Source organism: Vibrio sp. 1288, assembly GCF_033344475.1.
Map to the genome: position 1 here is coordinate 1 of NZ_JAWPOX010000011.1, position 14,667 is coordinate 14,667.

At 43.8% G+C, this 14,667-nt stretch carries 14 protein-coding genes; 10 read left to right on the plus strand and 4 right to left on the minus strand.

Going from position 1 to position 14,667, the window contains the following annotated elements:
* The first annotated feature begins 288 nt into the window (after positions 1-288).
* Both nrdD and nrdG read left to right on the plus strand, forming a co-directional pair.
* Entirely contained in the window at positions 289-2,409 is a 2,121-nt protein-coding gene (nrdD, locus tag R8O11_RS10100; RefSeq protein WP_318194110.1) for an anaerobic ribonucleoside-triphosphate reductase, read from the plus strand.
* 84 nt (positions 2,410-2,493) lie between these two features.
* Positions 2,494-2,964, plus strand: coding sequence for an anaerobic ribonucleoside-triphosphate reductase-activating protein (gene nrdG, locus R8O11_RS10105; RefSeq protein ID WP_213871121.1), 471 nt, complete (start codon positions 2,494-2,496; stop codon positions 2,962-2,964).
* Positions 2,965-3,048: 84 nt separating this feature from the next.
* On the opposite strand, the gene R8O11_RS10110 is transcribed toward nrdG, so the two are convergent.
* The gene (locus R8O11_RS10110) at positions 3,049-4,434 is read right to left on the minus strand and encodes an MATE family efflux transporter (RefSeq protein WP_318194111.1); all 1,386 of its coding nucleotides are present in this window, start codon (positions 4,432-4,434) and stop codon (positions 3,049-3,051) included.
* A 120-nt stretch (positions 4,435-4,554) separates the two neighbouring features.
* On the opposite strand from R8O11_RS10110, the gene R8O11_RS10115 reads away from it, so the two are divergent.
* The 3 genes from R8O11_RS10115 (at position 4,555) to R8O11_RS10125 (ending at position 7,450) form a co-directional block, all read left to right on the plus strand.
* Positions 4,555-5,412, plus strand: coding sequence for an AraC family transcriptional regulator (locus R8O11_RS10115; protein WP_017634626.1), 858 nt, complete (start codon positions 4,555-4,557; stop codon positions 5,410-5,412).
* 155 nt (positions 5,413-5,567) lie between these two features.
* On the plus strand, positions 5,568-6,755 hold the full coding sequence (locus tag R8O11_RS10120) for an aromatic amino acid transaminase (protein WP_213915476.1): 1,188 nt from the start codon (positions 5,568-5,570) through the stop codon (positions 6,753-6,755).
* 11 nt (positions 6,756-6,766) lie between these two features.
* The gene (locus tag R8O11_RS10125; protein WP_047101086.1) at positions 6,767-7,450 is read left to right on the plus strand and encodes an ATP-dependent zinc protease; all 684 of its coding nucleotides are present in this window, start codon (positions 6,767-6,769) and stop codon (positions 7,448-7,450) included.
* A 129-nt stretch (positions 7,451-7,579) separates the two neighbouring features.
* On the opposite strand, the gene R8O11_RS10130 is transcribed toward R8O11_RS10125, so the two are convergent.
* Together R8O11_RS10130 and R8O11_RS10135 are read right to left on the minus strand one after the other, a co-directional pair.
* The gene (locus tag R8O11_RS10130) at positions 7,580-8,116 is read right to left on the minus strand and encodes a hypothetical protein (RefSeq protein WP_017634623.1); all 537 of its coding nucleotides are present in this window, start codon (positions 8,114-8,116) and stop codon (positions 7,580-7,582) included.
* 154 nt (positions 8,117-8,270) lie between these two features.
* Positions 8,271-8,645, minus strand: coding sequence for a YgiW/YdeI family stress tolerance OB fold protein (locus R8O11_RS10135; RefSeq protein WP_005388037.1), 375 nt, complete (start codon positions 8,643-8,645; stop codon positions 8,271-8,273).
* Positions 8,646-8,800: 155 nt separating this feature from the next.
* On the opposite strand from R8O11_RS10135, the gene R8O11_RS10140 reads away from it, so the two are divergent.
* From R8O11_RS10140 to modC, 4 genes are all read left to right on the plus strand, one after another.
* Positions 8,801-10,252: a cobyric acid synthase gene (locus tag R8O11_RS10140; protein WP_318194112.1), complete on the plus strand. Its 1,452-nt coding sequence runs from the start codon at positions 8,801-8,803 to the stop codon at positions 10,250-10,252.
* A 69-nt stretch (positions 10,253-10,321) separates the two neighbouring features.
* Positions 10,322-11,077 carry a molybdate ABC transporter substrate-binding protein gene (gene modA / locus R8O11_RS10145; protein WP_318194113.1) on the plus strand — a complete coding sequence of 252 codons (756 nt, stop codon included), beginning with the start codon at positions 10,322-10,324 and terminating at the stop codon, positions 11,075-11,077.
* A gap of 27 nt (positions 11,078-11,104) precedes the next feature.
* Entirely contained in the window at positions 11,105-11,794 is a 690-nt protein-coding gene (gene modB, locus R8O11_RS10150) for a molybdate ABC transporter permease subunit (protein ID WP_318194114.1), read from the plus strand.
* The gene (gene modC, locus R8O11_RS10155) at positions 11,791-12,897 is read left to right on the plus strand and encodes a molybdenum ABC transporter ATP-binding protein ModC (protein ID WP_318194115.1); all 1,107 of its coding nucleotides are present in this window, start codon (positions 11,791-11,793) and stop codon (positions 12,895-12,897) included. Before modB ends, modC begins: the two co-directional genes overlap by 4 nt.
* 76 nt (positions 12,898-12,973) lie before the next feature.
* On the opposite strand, the gene R8O11_RS10160 is transcribed toward modC, so the two are convergent.
* A complete protein-coding gene (locus tag R8O11_RS10160) occupies positions 12,974-13,411 on the minus strand; it encodes a DUF3069 domain-containing protein (protein ID WP_005376232.1) in 438 nt (145 codons plus the stop codon).
* Between the two features lie 273 nt (positions 13,412-13,684).
* On the opposite strand from R8O11_RS10160, the gene R8O11_RS10165 reads away from it, so the two are divergent.
* Entirely contained in the window at positions 13,685-14,644 is a 960-nt protein-coding gene (locus tag R8O11_RS10165) for a diguanylate cyclase (protein ID WP_017634619.1), read from the plus strand.
* The last annotated feature ends 23 nt before the right edge of the window (positions 14,645-14,667 follow it).

The window sequence follows — 14,667 nt, forward strand, 5'->3', positions numbered from 1 at the left end:
CTGTGACTGAAGCATAGGAGTTCCCTCCAATCGTTGCCTACTTTAAGTATAACAACAGTTAAAGGGAACATAGCCATTTTCATGGTTTTCTTCGCAACTGAGATCAACGCCAATAAGATCGATTTCTTCTTGTTCGCTAGCCAATCTTTATTGATCAAAATCAATGTTTTCGAGTGGTGCTTCTCGTTAAATACGCCACAATATATTGTGTTGCTAGAATAAAAAAATAACCCCATATAGTGTGTTTATGGGATAACTCTGTGAGTATGCTCGGGTAAGGAGAACAAGGTGAAACCAATCGTAATCAAACGCGACGGATCAAGAGCTCCGTTCAACAGGGATCGTATCCAAGCAGCAGTTGAAGCAGCAGCGGAAAACAAAGATAAAGATGTCGCTATTTATGCTCTTAATGTGGCTCTTGCTGTCGAGTTACAGTTAAGAGCACACGATGAAGTTCACATCCATGAGATTCAAGACTTAGTCGAAAATGAACTCATGCAAGGTCCTTACAAAGCCCTAGCGCGTTCTTACATTGAATATCGCCACGATCGCGACATCGCTCGTGAGAAGCAAAGTGCACTAACTCGCGAAATCGAAGGTTTGATTGAAGAAAGTAATCTGGATCTAATCAACGAGAACGCGAACAAAGACGGCAAAGTAATTCCGACTCAACGTGACTTGTTGGCTGGTATCGTAGCGAAACACTACGCGAAGACGCACATTCTTCCTCGCGATGTGGTTCAAGCGCACGAAGTGGGTGACATTCACTACCACGATTTAGACTACGCACCGTTCTTCCCAATGTTTAACTGTATGCTTATCGATCTTAAAGGCATGCTGACGCATGGTTTTAAAATGGGTAACGCTGAGATTGATACGCCAAAATCAATTTCGACTGCAACAGCCGTAACAGCACAAATCATTGCTCAAGTCGCGAGCCACATTTACGGCGGTACAACCATCAACCGTATTGATGAGGTTCTAGAACCGTACGTAATCACAAGCTACGAGAAACACCTAGAGATTGCAAAAGAGTGGAACATTGCTGAGCCAGAAGAGTTCGCAAAAGCGCGCACTGAGAAAGAGTGTTACGACGCATTTCAATCTCTAGAATACGAAGTAAACACGCTGCATACAGCGAACGGTCAAACCCCATTCGTTACGTTCGGTTTTGGTCTTGGTACAAGCTGGGCATCCCGCCTGATCCAGAAATCGATTCTGAAGAATCGTATTGCAGGTCTAGGCAAGAACCGTAAAACAGCGGTATTCCCTAAACTTGTATTCGGCATCAAAGATGGTTTGAACCACAAATCAGAAGATCCAAACTACGACATCAAGCAACTTGCGCTTGAGTGTGCGTCTAAGCGTATGTACCCAGACATTCTTAACTACGACAAAGTAGTGGAAGTAACCGGTTCATTCAAAACGCCAATGGGTTGCCGTAGCTTCCTTGGTACTTACGAAGAAAACGGTGAGCTGATTCACGAAGGTCGTAACAACCTTGGCGTCGTGAGCTTGAACCTTCCTCGTATCGCTATCCGTGCAAACGGAAGCGAAGAGAAATTCTACGAGCTTCTAAATGACCGCCTACGTCTTGCTCGTAAAGCACTAGAGACACGTATCTCTCGCCTTGAAAACGTGAAAGCACGCGTGGCCCCAATCCTATACATGGAAGGCGCATGTGGTGTTCGCTTGAAAGCAGACGACTCAATCGCAGATATCTTCAAGAACGGTCGTGCGTCTATTTCTCTTGGTTACATCGGTGTACACGAGACAATTAACGCGCTATTCGGTACAGAAGCGCACGTTTATGATGACGCTGTTTTGCGTGAAAAAGCGGTCGCTATCATCAAGCATCTAAAAGATGCCGTGAATCAATGGGCTGACGAAACTGGCTATGGCTTCAGCTTATATGCAACGCCAAGTGAAAACCTATGCAGCCGTTTCTGCCGCATCGATGCAAAAGAGTTCGGTGTGATTGATGGCGTAACAGACAAAGGTTACTACACCAACAGCTTCCACTTGGATGTAGAGAAGAAGGTGAACCCATACGACAAGATCGACTTTGAGATGCCTTATCCAGAAATCTCAAGCGGCGGCTTTATCTGTTACGGCGAGTTCCCGAACATGCAACGCAACGTTGAAGCACTAGAAAACGTATGGGATTACAGTTACACCCGAGTGCCTTACTACGGTACAAACACGCCAATTGATGAGTGTTACGAGTGTGGCTACAACGGCGAGTTTGACTGTACAAGTAAAGGCTTCACTTGCCCAAGCTGTGGCAACCATGACTCAACTAAAGTATCAGTAACACGTCGAGTTTGTGGCTACCTAGGCAGCCCAGATGCACGCCCGTTTAACTTCGGTAAGCAAGAAGAAGTGAAGCGCCGAGTTAAACACCTGTAAGGTTTACTACCACTCGTTTTAACACTTTGAAAATCAGCTTTAAACAGGTTGATTTTCTCTTTCGCGATAACACAGAGACGCATTATGAATTACCACCAATACTATCCAATTGACGTTGTTAACGGACCGGGTACGCGCTGCACGCTGTTTGTATCGGGTTGTGTGCATCAGTGCCGTGGCTGTTATAACCAGTCGACGCAACGTTTGGATTCTGGTGTACTTTTCACGCAAGAAGCGGAAGACAAAATCATCGCTGACTTAAACGACACGCGTATCAAACGCCGTGGCTTGTCGTTGTCGGGTGGAGATCCGCTTCACCCTGCTAATGTGCCTCATATTTTGAAGATAGTGAAAAGGGTGAGAGGGGAGTGCCCAGGTAAAGACATTTGGGTTTGGACTGGCTACACGCTGACGGAACTGAATGACGCGCAAAGGGAAGTGGTGCAATACATCGATGTTTTGATTGATGGTAAGTTTGAACAAGACAAGAAAGACCTCAATCTCGAATGGCGTGGCAGTTCAAACCAAATCATTCATCGATTTACGGACATCTAATCAAGCATTCTCCGCACATAAAAAGGGCTCACGCGTGCATAACGGGTGAGCCCTTTTGGTGTGAGTTCGCTAATGTCTTTTTGGTTACACTGTCACCGATTGGTCATCTTCAACCACATTATTTATCCAACGTTTAGATTGAATACGGTAAGTCGTCAGTACGCCTTTCACTAACTCTTCCGCGAGCAGAGACATCAAGACAAAATGCAAAGGCAGCCCTAACACCATGCCTGTGTAATAAGTAAGGGGGATGCCAATAGCCCACTGACCGAACGTGTCGATGAAAATGCTATAGCGAATATCAGCGCCACTCTTTAGTACGCCGCCAATCCCAACCATGTTAAACACCCTCAAAATCATACCTAGCGCCATGACTAAACATACGTTAAGTGCCATGTCTGCATCGGTTAACGGGCTCAGTATCAATAGGTGATGAATCATGGGCGAGCTCAACCACACTAGGAAAAACAGCAAGGTGGCTAAGATTGCGCTGGTTAACACATACCACCACGCCGTTTTCTCGACTCGGTCATAATGTTTTGCACCAATATCATTCCCAAGAAGAACGGATGCAGCGACCGCAAATCCCATAAAGGTTGAAATCAGTACCCCTTCAATCGGTGATAAGAATGAGATGATCGCCAGTTCTGAAACGCCCAATTGACCATAGATGATGCTGTAAACGATCAATCCACCAGTCCAAAGCGCATCGTGGACCAACATGGGTAAAGAAACCTTAAAGTACTTTTTTCGATACTGTTTTAAGCGGCCTTGTACCCAATCGAACTTAGTCGGAATTAGGTAAGCATATCGTTTGTAGAAAAAATGAATCAAGACGGCGGTTTGGAAAAATCGAGAAACAAAACTACCTACGGCTGCACCAAATACGCCCCATTGAGGGAAACCAAATAAACCAAAAATCAAAACATAATTAAGCGCGACGTTAACGACAATGGCGGAGATACTAACGTTGGTTGCCAGTTTGGTTTGGCCCACGGAGCGCAATACCGCTTCAATCGGTACTACTATCGCCGTAGCAATGAGGCTAAAGCCCGTAACCACAAGATAATCACGTGCATAAGTGACGTATTCAGGATCGTCTGACATAAAAGAGACGATCTCTTCATCAAAAATCGCATAAAGAGCGATAAACGGCAGCGTCACCAAAATGGAAATAAACCACGATTGCGCCAACGTTCTGCGAATTCCGGCTAGGTTTCCTGAGCCGTAGTATTGAGAAGCAAGTACGGTAACTGCACCGCATAGGCCAAAGACAACCGCTAGGTTGAAGAAAAAGATACGATTTCCAACTCCAACTGCTGCCGTTGCAGATTCACCGAGTAGGCTTACCATGAAAATATCCACGACGCCGAGCAAAGCAAAAAGCATGGACTGAAGTGAAACAGGTAGGACAATCGTAATCAGTTTTTGCCAAAATACTTTATCGATGTATTCGCGTGTTAAGAGCATCGCATTTCTCCTTAAAGATTAATGCGAGTAGTTTATCCTCATGATTTGGCGGTGTATTTTTCAAAGGAATCCAAAACCTTTGTAAAATTCTCTACTAACGCACATGTGAGCCAATAAATCATGGAAGATAAACAAGAACGCTACGCGATTTCAGAAAAAACTTATCAAGAGTTTATTGATCACAGTCGAGTATTAGCACTTGAGGAGAGAGGCATTGTGCAGTGTGGCATTGCCACTTGTCGTGACTTCTTCTCTGTTTATCGTAAAAACCAAAAGAAACACATGCTGCTCTATACGGTGCGTGGTAAAGGGTGGCTAGAGAGTGGGACTTATCGATACGATTTGGAACCGGGCTCGTTGATTACAGTACCCGCAGGTGTTGAAAACGGTTTTGGTATAGAAGAAGAACCTTGGCAGATCGCGTGGCTTTTTCTTGCTCCTGATAGAGAGTGGCCGATATTAGAATGCGATGTTCGCTACCAGCTTTCATCTACACCTGAAGTGATGTATGCATGTATCCAAACACTACTACGCAGCATTCACCTTCCAATCGATTATGGTGGTGCGGTAGGTGAGCATAGTGTGGCTCAGTTAGAGCTGATGTTAAACATGCCGCCCTCAGAGTCGATATCACGCAGCCAATTGAGGCTTCGGCGTGTATTTGACCTTGTCCAACGTCAGCTCCATAAGGATTGGAGCGTTGAGCAGGTGGCGGCTCTATATCCATGTTCGGAGCCTCATTTGCATCGACTGACTCAAAAGCAGTTTGGTCGAAGCCCAATGGCACATTTAACGCGTATGCGCATGGAATATGCTGCTAGGTTACTTCGTTCAACAGAATGGCCAATTCAGCATATTGGAGAAATAGTCGGATATCCGACAAGCGCTAACTTTAGTACACGTTTTAAAGCGTGGTCGACCATGACACCAAGAGAGTTTAGAAAAAACGGTAGAGTGGATTGGTACGACAAGGAGTGAATCGTTCTTTTTCTGAACGATAGAGCGCACAAAACTCACCGTAAGCCAGAATTTTGTTCTCTAATTGATGAAATAAGTGAAAAATCATTTCGTCATTTTTTGCGATGGTGTTAACGTGAGGTTCGGTACTTGAATTTCAAAGGGTTATGACTTTCATGTTTTCTAATCTCCCAACTCCCGTATTAGATCCTATTTTATCTCTATCCGTTGCATACCGTAACGATGAACGTCCAAACAAGGTTGACCTTGGCATTGGCGTATACAAAAACAGCGCAGGCGAAACGCCGATTATGAAAGCCATTCAAATGGCGCAGGATGTCGTTGTTGAAACTCAAAAAACCAAGTCTTACGTTGGTCTTGCGGGTTGCGAAGAATTTAATAAAAGCATGATCGATTTGCTGCTGACGGGAACGTCTGCAATGGATCGTGTTGCAGCAATTCAAACGCCAGGTGCAAGTGGTGCGCTGCGTATGCTCGGTGATCTGATGAAGATCGCACAGCCAGATACGACGGTTTGGATTTCCAACCCAAGCTACGTAAACCACAAGCCAGTAATGGAAGCAGCAGGCCTTAAAGTTAAGTTCTACCACTATTTCTCTTCGGAAACGAAACAAGTAGACACCGCAAAAATGATGGATGATCTTGCGAAAGCTGGGCCTTCAGATGTGGTACTTCTTCATGGTTGTTGCCACAATCCAACTGGTGCGGATATTGACTTCTCTGCTTGGCAAGCCATTACAGAATTGTCGCAGAAGAACGGTTTCATCCCATTTGTGGACATTGCCTACCAAGGCTTCGGTGATGGCCTAGAAGAAGACGCAAAAGGTCTTCGTTTTATGGCAGATAACGTTGAAGAGATGTTGATTACTACTTCATGTTCGAAGAACTTTGGTTTGTACCGTGAACGAACTGGTGCAGCGATTGTGGTTGGTAAGAACATGCGTGATGTAACCAATGCAAAAGGTAAACTCCTCACTCTAGCTCGCTCGACTTACACGATGCCACCCGACCATGGTGCAGCTTTAGTCAAGACCATTCTGCAAGATGACAAACTCACTTCCGTTTGGAAGCAAGAATTGAGTGAAATGCAACATCGTTTGGTTAGTCTTCGTCAAAGTTTGTGTAACGAGTTGAGAAACAACCATAATACAGATCAATTTGATTTCATTGAGGGTCACAAAGGCATGTTTACTGTGCTAGGCTTTAGTGGAAACCAAATGGCGCAACTGCGTGAAGATTATGGCATTTATGGTGTTGGCGATGGTCGAATTAACATTGCCGGACTTACCGAAACTCATATTCCATACGTAGCGGACGCAATTAAGAAAGTATCTCAAGCTTAATTGGAGTGTGGATGAAAAACTGGAAACTGATTCTGCCGCTTATGATGAGCGGCAGTTTAATTGCTTGTACGTCAACTCAAACAACGCAGGAACCTGTTGAGCCAGAGTCGCCAAAGGTCGAAGAGCCCGTTAAAGTCGAGCCAGAAGTGAAACCTGAGGTAGATCCAAAGCCAGAGGTAGAGCCCAAACCAGAAGCGAAACCTGAGAAAAAGCCGGAACCAAAGCCTAAGAAGCCAGTCAAGGTCACAAAAACACCCGATGGCATGTTAATTCTTGGTTCTGAAGAATGGGTTTATGTTCCTGAAATTGACCAGACTTTCAAGGCTAGAGTCGATACAGGTGCGACAACATCATCAATTAGTGCGACTGACATTGTTCCGTTTGAGCGTGATGGTAAAGACTGGGTTAAATTTAAGATAGATTTAGGTGACAAAGACACCAAAGAATTTAAAGTACCCGTTGAGCGCTGGGCTAAAGTTAAGCAGTCTTCGTCAGAAGAGGTGGATAAACGAGCGGTGGTAAAAGCCTACATTACCGTTGGGGATCACAAAGAAAAGACAGAGTTTACGTTAGCGGATCGCGGACATATGACGTTTCCAATTTTGCTTGGTCGAAGCTTTTTTAGAGATATCGCCGTTGTAGATGTATCGAAAAAATATGTGCAAGATAAACCTAAAAAAACCGCTAAAAACTGATGTATTACAGCTAGTTTCTGCTACAAGCTAATAATTCGTGATTCAATAAAAATGGCCTCCAAAATTGGAGGCCATTTTTATTGAATCATATGCTTGCTTGTGATGCCCTGGTAGTCATAGTCATGTCCACTAAAATGCAAAACGAGCAGACATTACAATTTGCTGGCCATAGACACCATTATTTTTGAAATCTGCACCAAGCGATAGTTGCTGAGTTGAGTGGAATCGTGCGCCCAGATTGTAAATGGTGTTCGAATCGTCATTATCTATGATTTGGCCGATACGGCCATGTAGCTCAACATTTTGCATAAACCAAATACGAGTGCCAATATTCACTTCCGTGCGCCACTCGTCGCCCACTTTATCACTGCCGTTCTCTTTAATGTTGTGTACCAACATTTGGCCATAAATATCTGCAAATTGGCCTGCTGGCCCATTAAAGCCTATACCACCAGCAATGTCCCAGTCTCCGCTGAATTCACTGTCTGCGCGAGCAATGAAATGGGTATTCTCTGTAAAGTAGGTATTGAACTCGCCACCAAATGTACCAGGGCTAGTGCCCATGCGAAATTCCATCGTGTTGTAGTTGAAATTATTTGCGTGTGCGGAAAGTGGCAAAATAGCACACAAACCAAAGGCTGCAACCTTTAGAGCTTTACCTAGCATGGTGTCTCCGGGCAAGATGATTAAAATGAATAAAAAAATGGTCTGCAAAAAGCAGACCAAGATTGATAAAGCTATCATTTTAAGTGCTTGCCGTCACTATTTAGCTGTAATCGTCACTACATCATGTTGATATGCACAGCAATCGGGGTTTGTTTTACATGACCACGAGTTGTTCGACTTCAATCTCTGGTTTGTTCCCGCCTTCAAATTCGCCAAACAGACGGACTTTAGTCGTGTGATCAATCGGAGTATTTAGCTGAATATCGTCATCGAGTTCGACCATCACTTCACCGGAACCATCGCTAAAGACAAACTTATCCGAGCGAACTTGACGCAATAAGTTACCTTCAACGACCACATCTTTTTCAGTAAACATATTGGAGTCGTTTAGCAAGGCATCCAATTTTTCCACAGTGACAGGACCGTTAAACTGCAAGTTTGATTGGTTTTGAGCGTTATCTTTCGCGAACGCGATAGAAGGAGCAATAGCTAAGGCGGCGATTGTTGCGATAATTGTATTCTTTTTCATGTTACATCCTCATCGGTTTGTTTTGATGGGTTCATTAAAACAGGGCTTGTTTGAACCAATGATGATTTCAACATTCATATTCTATTCATTTGCTTGAGTAAGTGGGGACGATGACGTTATGATTGTTCATCTTCCTCTATTCCTTACAAATGTTCATGAAATCAGCGATCCCATCTTTAATGGTTCAAGGCACCACTTCGGATGCCGGAAAAAGTGTCCTTGTGGCAGGTTTATGCCGTGTATTAGCACGAAAAGGGATAAATGTTGCCCCATTTAAGCCACAAAACATGGCATTAAATAGTGCGGTAACCAAAGATGGCGGTGAAATAGGTCGAGCACAGGCCGTTCAGGCACAGGCGTGTAATATTGAGCCAACCGTACATATGAATCCGGTTTTAATTAAACCTAACAGTGATACAGGTGCTCAGATCATTTTGCAGGGTAAGGCGATTTCCAATATGGATGCGGCTGGCTTTCATGATTACAAGAAAGTGGCGATGGACACGGTGTTAGATTCCTTCTCTCGTCTGACTCAAGAATTTGATTCGATCATTATCGAGGGCGCGGGGAGTCCTGCTGAAATCAATTTACGAGAAGGCGATATTGCAAACATGGGTTTTGCTGAGGCCGCTGATGTACCAGTGATCATTGTTGCTGATATTGATCGTGGTGGAGTGTTTGCACATTTGTACGGAACACTTGCGTTACTTTCTGAATCTGAACAAGCGCGAGTAAAAGGATTTGTTATCAACCGTTTTCGAGGTGATATTCGTTTATTGCAATCGGGCCTCGATTGGCTAGAGGAAAAAACAGGTAAACCTGTACTTGGTGTACTTCCTTTTCTTCATGGTTTGAATTTAGAAGCAGAAGACGCGATCACTGCGCAGCAAGAGTTGCACTCTGAGGTAAAACTGAATGTTGTTGTGCCTGTTTTAACCCGGATTAGTAATCATACTGATTTTGATGTGCTGCGATTGAATCCAGACATCAATCTACGTTATGTAGGTAAAGGCGAAAAAATAGATAAAGCCGACCTGGTTATTTTGCCTGGGACCAAATCGGTGAGAGACGATCTGGATTATCTAAGAAGCCAGGGGTGGGATAAAGATATCTTGCGTCATATTCGTCTTGGTGGAAAAGTGATTGGTATCTGTGGCGGCTACCAGATGCTTGGAAACTTGATTGATGATCCAAACGGCGTCGAAGGCCAACCAGGTCAAAGCGAAGGACTTGGCTTGCTTGATATCACTACGACGCTAACTAACAGCAAACAGCTTACAAACACACAAGCACAGCTTTCTCTTAACGGCAAAACAGCCAATGTAAAGGGTTATGAAATCCACGTAGGGCGAAGTGAAGTACGGGGCCTGCAACCTCTTACATTCAGTTCCGGTGAAGCGGAGGGGGCGATCAGCGAGTGTGGCCAAATCATGGGAACCTACCTTCACGGGTTCTTTGACGAGGCAGATGTCTTAAGCCTGGTATTAGAATGGGTAAACGGAACCCAAATCAAACAAAAAGACTTTGAAGAGTTAAAGGAGCAAGGCATTAATCGCATCGCAGATGCGATAGAACAACATATGCGCCTTGATTTTTTGTTTAAATAACCCATTAACTGATTGAACTTTATATTCAAATAACCTGTTCTTTCGCTTGCCTTGTATTGGAGTATCTCTATGAAAGCATGGAAACAGCATGCTTGCCTTGCGGCAGTATTAAGCATTTCATTTTCAGCAAACGCAGCAACGAACCTAAAAGTGTATGCAGCCTCTTCTATGACGAATGCGATTAACGAGATCGCGCAAAACTTTGAAGAAAAGTATGACGTTTCTATCACTCCCGTTTATGGTGGTTCTTCTTCTATCGCTCGACAAATTATCAATGGCGCACCAGCGGATGTATTCATTTCTGCGAACACGAAATGGATGGATTATTTGGTCGATAAAAATGTCATTTATCGTGACAATGTCACAAATCTAGTGCGCAATAGCTTAGTGTTGATTGCTCCTCAGTCTTCAGAATTAACCTCATTTAACTTTTCTGATGCAAAGGCATGGGAGAAGGCATTGCATGGAAATCGTCTTGCGTTAGGCAATCCGACGTCAGTACCTGCTGGTATGTACGCGAAAGAGTCATTGACTACACTGGGTGTATGGAAAGCGGTTCAAACTCATGTCGCACCAGCAAAGAATGTGCGCTTAGCTTTGGCGTTGGTTGAACGTGGAGAAGCGCCTTTAGGTGTGGTCTACAAAACCGATGCTCAGTTAACTGATAAAGTCAAAATTGTCGGCGAATTTGCGAGTGATACGCATGCGGCTATTGTTTACCCGGCTGCAATTGTGAATGATTCTACTGAGTCGGAGCAGTTCTTCCAGTACCTAAAATCGGACGAAGCCGCACGCGTTTTTGCTCAATATGGCTTTCAGCAATAAATCGACCTTCAATTATAGGAACGAAGCGTGACAGAACTGGAATACCAAGCCTTAATGTTAAGCCTCAAAGTAGGCGCGTACGCAGTACTTTGGCTGATTCCTCTCGGCGTTTTTCTTGCTTGGCTACTTTCTCGAAAAACGTTCTTTGGTAAATCGATTCTCGATAGCTTAATTCATTTACCACTGGTATTGCCGCCAGTGGTAATCGGCTATTTGTTGTTGATTTCTTTAGGACGACAAGGGTTCCTTGGAAAGTGGCTCTATGAAAACTTAGGGGTAGTCTTTAGCTTTAATTGGAAAGGGGCAGTAGTCGCTAGTATTGTCGTGGCTTTGCCTTTGATGGTTCGTTCAGTACGCTTAAGCTTAGATAGCGTCGACCCTAAATTGGAGCACGCAGCCTCTACGTTAGGCGCTTCTCCTTTAAAAGTGTTTCTCACCATCACGTTACCGCTGACCATTCCCGGAATTATTACGGGCACGATGCTGTCATTTGCTCGTAGTCTTGGCGAATTCGGGGCGACGATCAGTTTCGTCTCTAACATTCCGGATGAAACCCAAACGATTCCGCTGGCAATGTACAACTTTATTGAAACGCCAGGTGCAGAAATGCAGGCGGCTCGTCTGTGTATCATTTCTATCGCGTTAGCCTTGTCTACATTAATGATCTCTGAATGGCTAAATCGTAAAGCGGCAAGTAGATTAGGTGCGAAGCAATGACGATTAAAGTCCAATTTAAACAAATGCTTGGTGAGACTGACTTCGACATCAAACTTAAGTTACCCTGTAACGGAATTAGTGCCTTGTTTGGACGATCTGGTGCAGGTAAAACGACGTTGATTAACATCATCAGCGGATTGGTCACTCCAAGGCAAGGGTATGTTGCGGTTGGTGAGCATGTTTTGTTTGACAGTGAACAGGGAATAAACCTACCAACGCACAAGCGTGGCATTGGCTATGTGTTTCAGGATTCACGTTTGTTTCCTCACTATTCGGTTCAAGGCAATTTGTTGTATGGCGTTAAAGAAAAAGATGACGAGTATTTTGATGCAGTCACCGAACTCTTGTCTATCAAACCGTTACTAAAGCGCTTTCCGGTATCACTTTCTGGTGGTGAAAAGCAACGTGTTGCGATTGCGCGCGCATTGCTATCTAAGCCCAATGTGCTTTTGATGGATGAGCCACTTGCCTCACTCGATATGCCAAGAAAGCGTGAGGTAATGCCTTTTCTCGAGGAGTTGTCGGAGAAGGTAAATATCCCTATTATCTATGTCACACACAGTCTCCAGGAAATTTTAAGGCTTGCTCAGCACCTTGCAATTATTGACCAAGGTAAAATTTCGAGTTCAGGTAAGCTTGAAGAGGTGTGGGCTTCTCATGCTATGCGTCCATGGCAATCTTTCTCAGATCAAAGCAGCTTATTTGAAGGCCGGATTGCTGAACATCATGAACGTTATGCACTGACTTGTATCAGCCTTGCACCTAATGTATTCCTGTGGGTGCAAAAGATTGACGGAACACCAGACACGCCAATACGCTTGCAAGTGCGTGCCAACGACGTTTCTATCACGCTCGAGCAGCCCAAGGCGACGTCGATTCGAAATATTCTGCCTGCTATTGTCGATTCCATCGAAGTGTTTAACGCAGCCGATGACAAACAGAGTATTAATGTATCACTCAAGCTAGACGAGAAATGTTATTTGTGGGCAACGATCACACCGTGGGCCCTTGACGATCTCAACCTAAAAATTGGTAGCCGTGTTTTTGCACAAATTAAAGGTGTCAGTGTGACACAAAAAGATATGGCACTAGCGCCTCATTAACCGTTTAGACTGATTTACGCTTCATGATCAAAAAAGGCCGCAAAGTGCGGCCTTTGTTACTAGAAGAATGTGGGAATTACTTCGCGAATACTTCTTTGAATTCACGCTTAAGAAGTGGGTCACGACGTGCTTTCTTAAGTTGCTTAACCATGTCTTTCACACAGTTGTGAAGCACATTATCAAGTAGTTGAGCACGGTATTCTTCTTTATCTTCATCTGTCATGTTTTCTGGCAGATTAAGAGTCGGAAACTCTTCCATCACATTAATACCAGCGAATGCTTGGCCTACAGAAACTAGAGCATGAAACTGTTCAAAGTTGTCTAGAATGTTCTGTGCACTTGCTGGCATTTCGTCCCATGATTCACGTACCGCTTCTTCAGACACTTCATGGATAGAGGTAACCATTTCGAACATTTGCTCTGGAACTTCGTCAAATTCGATAACTTTACGTAGCTCTGGAGAAATGCTGGCTAGATCGATTTTTTTGCTTTCGCTGTTAGTTGCTTCTGACATGGTGTGTCTCTCATTACAAAAAGGCGGGAATATTAATACCAAATGCATCAAATAGCTATACCCATTAATCCACAAGATGACCAAAGTGAATGAGTTTGTTGAACTTCTGCTCACAGGCCATGATTAGATAGGGTAACGTCCAGTCTAACTGCTTTATGCAATGGATTCCGTGATATTCAAACAAAAATATAGCACTTAATTATGAGTCGAATGCAACAACTCTATGAGTATGGTATATGTTTAATAAAGACATAATTAAAAATGGAACGCGTTATGCAACCGACAGGGACATCGATGCGAATCCTTCTGGTTGACGATGTTCAGCTAGACAGGATGCAGTTGGCTATTCGTCTAAAGCAACTTGGACATATTGTAAAAGCCGTAGGTAGTGGACTAGAGGCGTTAAATACCTACGAGAGTTTTGATCCGGAACTGGTGTTACTCGATATATCAATGCCAGATATGAACGGTTTTGAAGTCTCTCTTCATATAAGAGAAACGTTTCCGGATTGGATCCCTATTATTTTCTTGAGTAGTCACGAAGAGCCAGAAATGATTGCTAAAGCCATAGACGCGGGCGGTGATGACTATTTAATTAAGCCGGTAGATAAACTGGTACTGAACTCTAAACTTATCGCAATGCAGCGTATTGCTCATATGAGACGAGAGCTTAAGCAAGCGACAGCTCAATTGGAGCAAGTTAATCAACTTTTGACTCAGCAAGCGAATGAAGATGGCCTAACCAAACTCTATAACCGCCGTTATATCGACCATAAGTTGGAATCGATGGTTGCATGGCATGGCCGTCACAATATGCCAATGGCTTTGATTCTATTGGACGTCGATTTTTTTAAACCGTTTAATGATAATTACGGTCATATTGAAGGCGACCGTTGCTTGCAAGCGATTGCGAATCAACTAAAGGCGACGTTTTGTCGCTCTGGGGAATATGTAGGTCGATATGGTGGAGAAGAGTTTGTTGTGTTGCTAGGGTGTACCGACACTCAAACAGCAGAAAGAGAAGCCGAGCGTATACAAGAGGCTATGTATTTTCTCGATTACCCACATGAGTATTCTAGTGTGTCAAATAGAGTGACAGTGTCACAGGGTGTTTTTGTTTTTCAACCAACAGGGAAAGAAGTGCAATCAGACTTGTATGCAACCGTTGATAAAGCACTATATACATCAAAATCTTTGGGAAGAAACACACATACTGTAGTTAATTCTTTTTAAAACAAAGTCTTATGAATACCACT

Bases quoted from the DNA above. Each gene is read 5' to 3' on its own strand.
- nrdG (WP_213871121.1), top strand. From the start codon at position 2,494: ATGAATTACCACCAATACTATCCAATTGACGTTGTTAACGGACCGGGT.
- R8O11_RS10110 (WP_318194111.1), bottom strand. From the start codon at position 4,434: ATGCTCTTAACACGCGAATACATCGATAAAGTATTTTGGCAAAAACTG.
- R8O11_RS10115 (WP_017634626.1), top strand. From the start codon at position 4,555: ATGGAAGATAAACAAGAACGCTACGCGATTTCAGAAAAAACTTATCAA.
- R8O11_RS10120 (WP_213915476.1), top strand. From the start codon at position 5,568: ATGTTTTCTAATCTCCCAACTCCCGTATTAGATCCTATTTTATCTCTA.
- R8O11_RS10125 (WP_047101086.1), top strand. From the start codon at position 6,767: ATGAAAAACTGGAAACTGATTCTGCCGCTTATGATGAGCGGCAGTTTA.
- R8O11_RS10130 (WP_017634623.1), bottom strand. From the start codon at position 8,116: ATGCTAGGTAAAGCTCTAAAGGTTGCAGCCTTTGGTTTGTGTGCTATT.
- R8O11_RS10135 (WP_005388037.1), bottom strand. From the start codon at position 8,645: ATGAAAAAGAATACAATTATCGCAACAATCGCCGCCTTAGCTATTGCT.
- R8O11_RS10140 (WP_318194112.1), top strand. From the start codon at position 8,801: ATGAAATCAGCGATCCCATCTTTAATGGTTCAAGGCACCACTTCGGAT.
- modA (WP_318194113.1), top strand. From the start codon at position 10,322: ATGAAAGCATGGAAACAGCATGCTTGCCTTGCGGCAGTATTAAGCATT.
- modC (WP_318194115.1), top strand. From the start codon at position 11,791: ATGACGATTAAAGTCCAATTTAAACAAATGCTTGGTGAGACTGACTTC.
- R8O11_RS10160 (WP_005376232.1), bottom strand. From the start codon at position 13,411: ATGTCAGAAGCAACTAACAGCGAAAGCAAAAAAATCGATCTAGCCAGC.
- R8O11_RS10165 (WP_017634619.1), top strand. From the start codon at position 13,685: ATGCAACCGACAGGGACATCGATGCGAATCCTTCTGGTTGACGATGTT.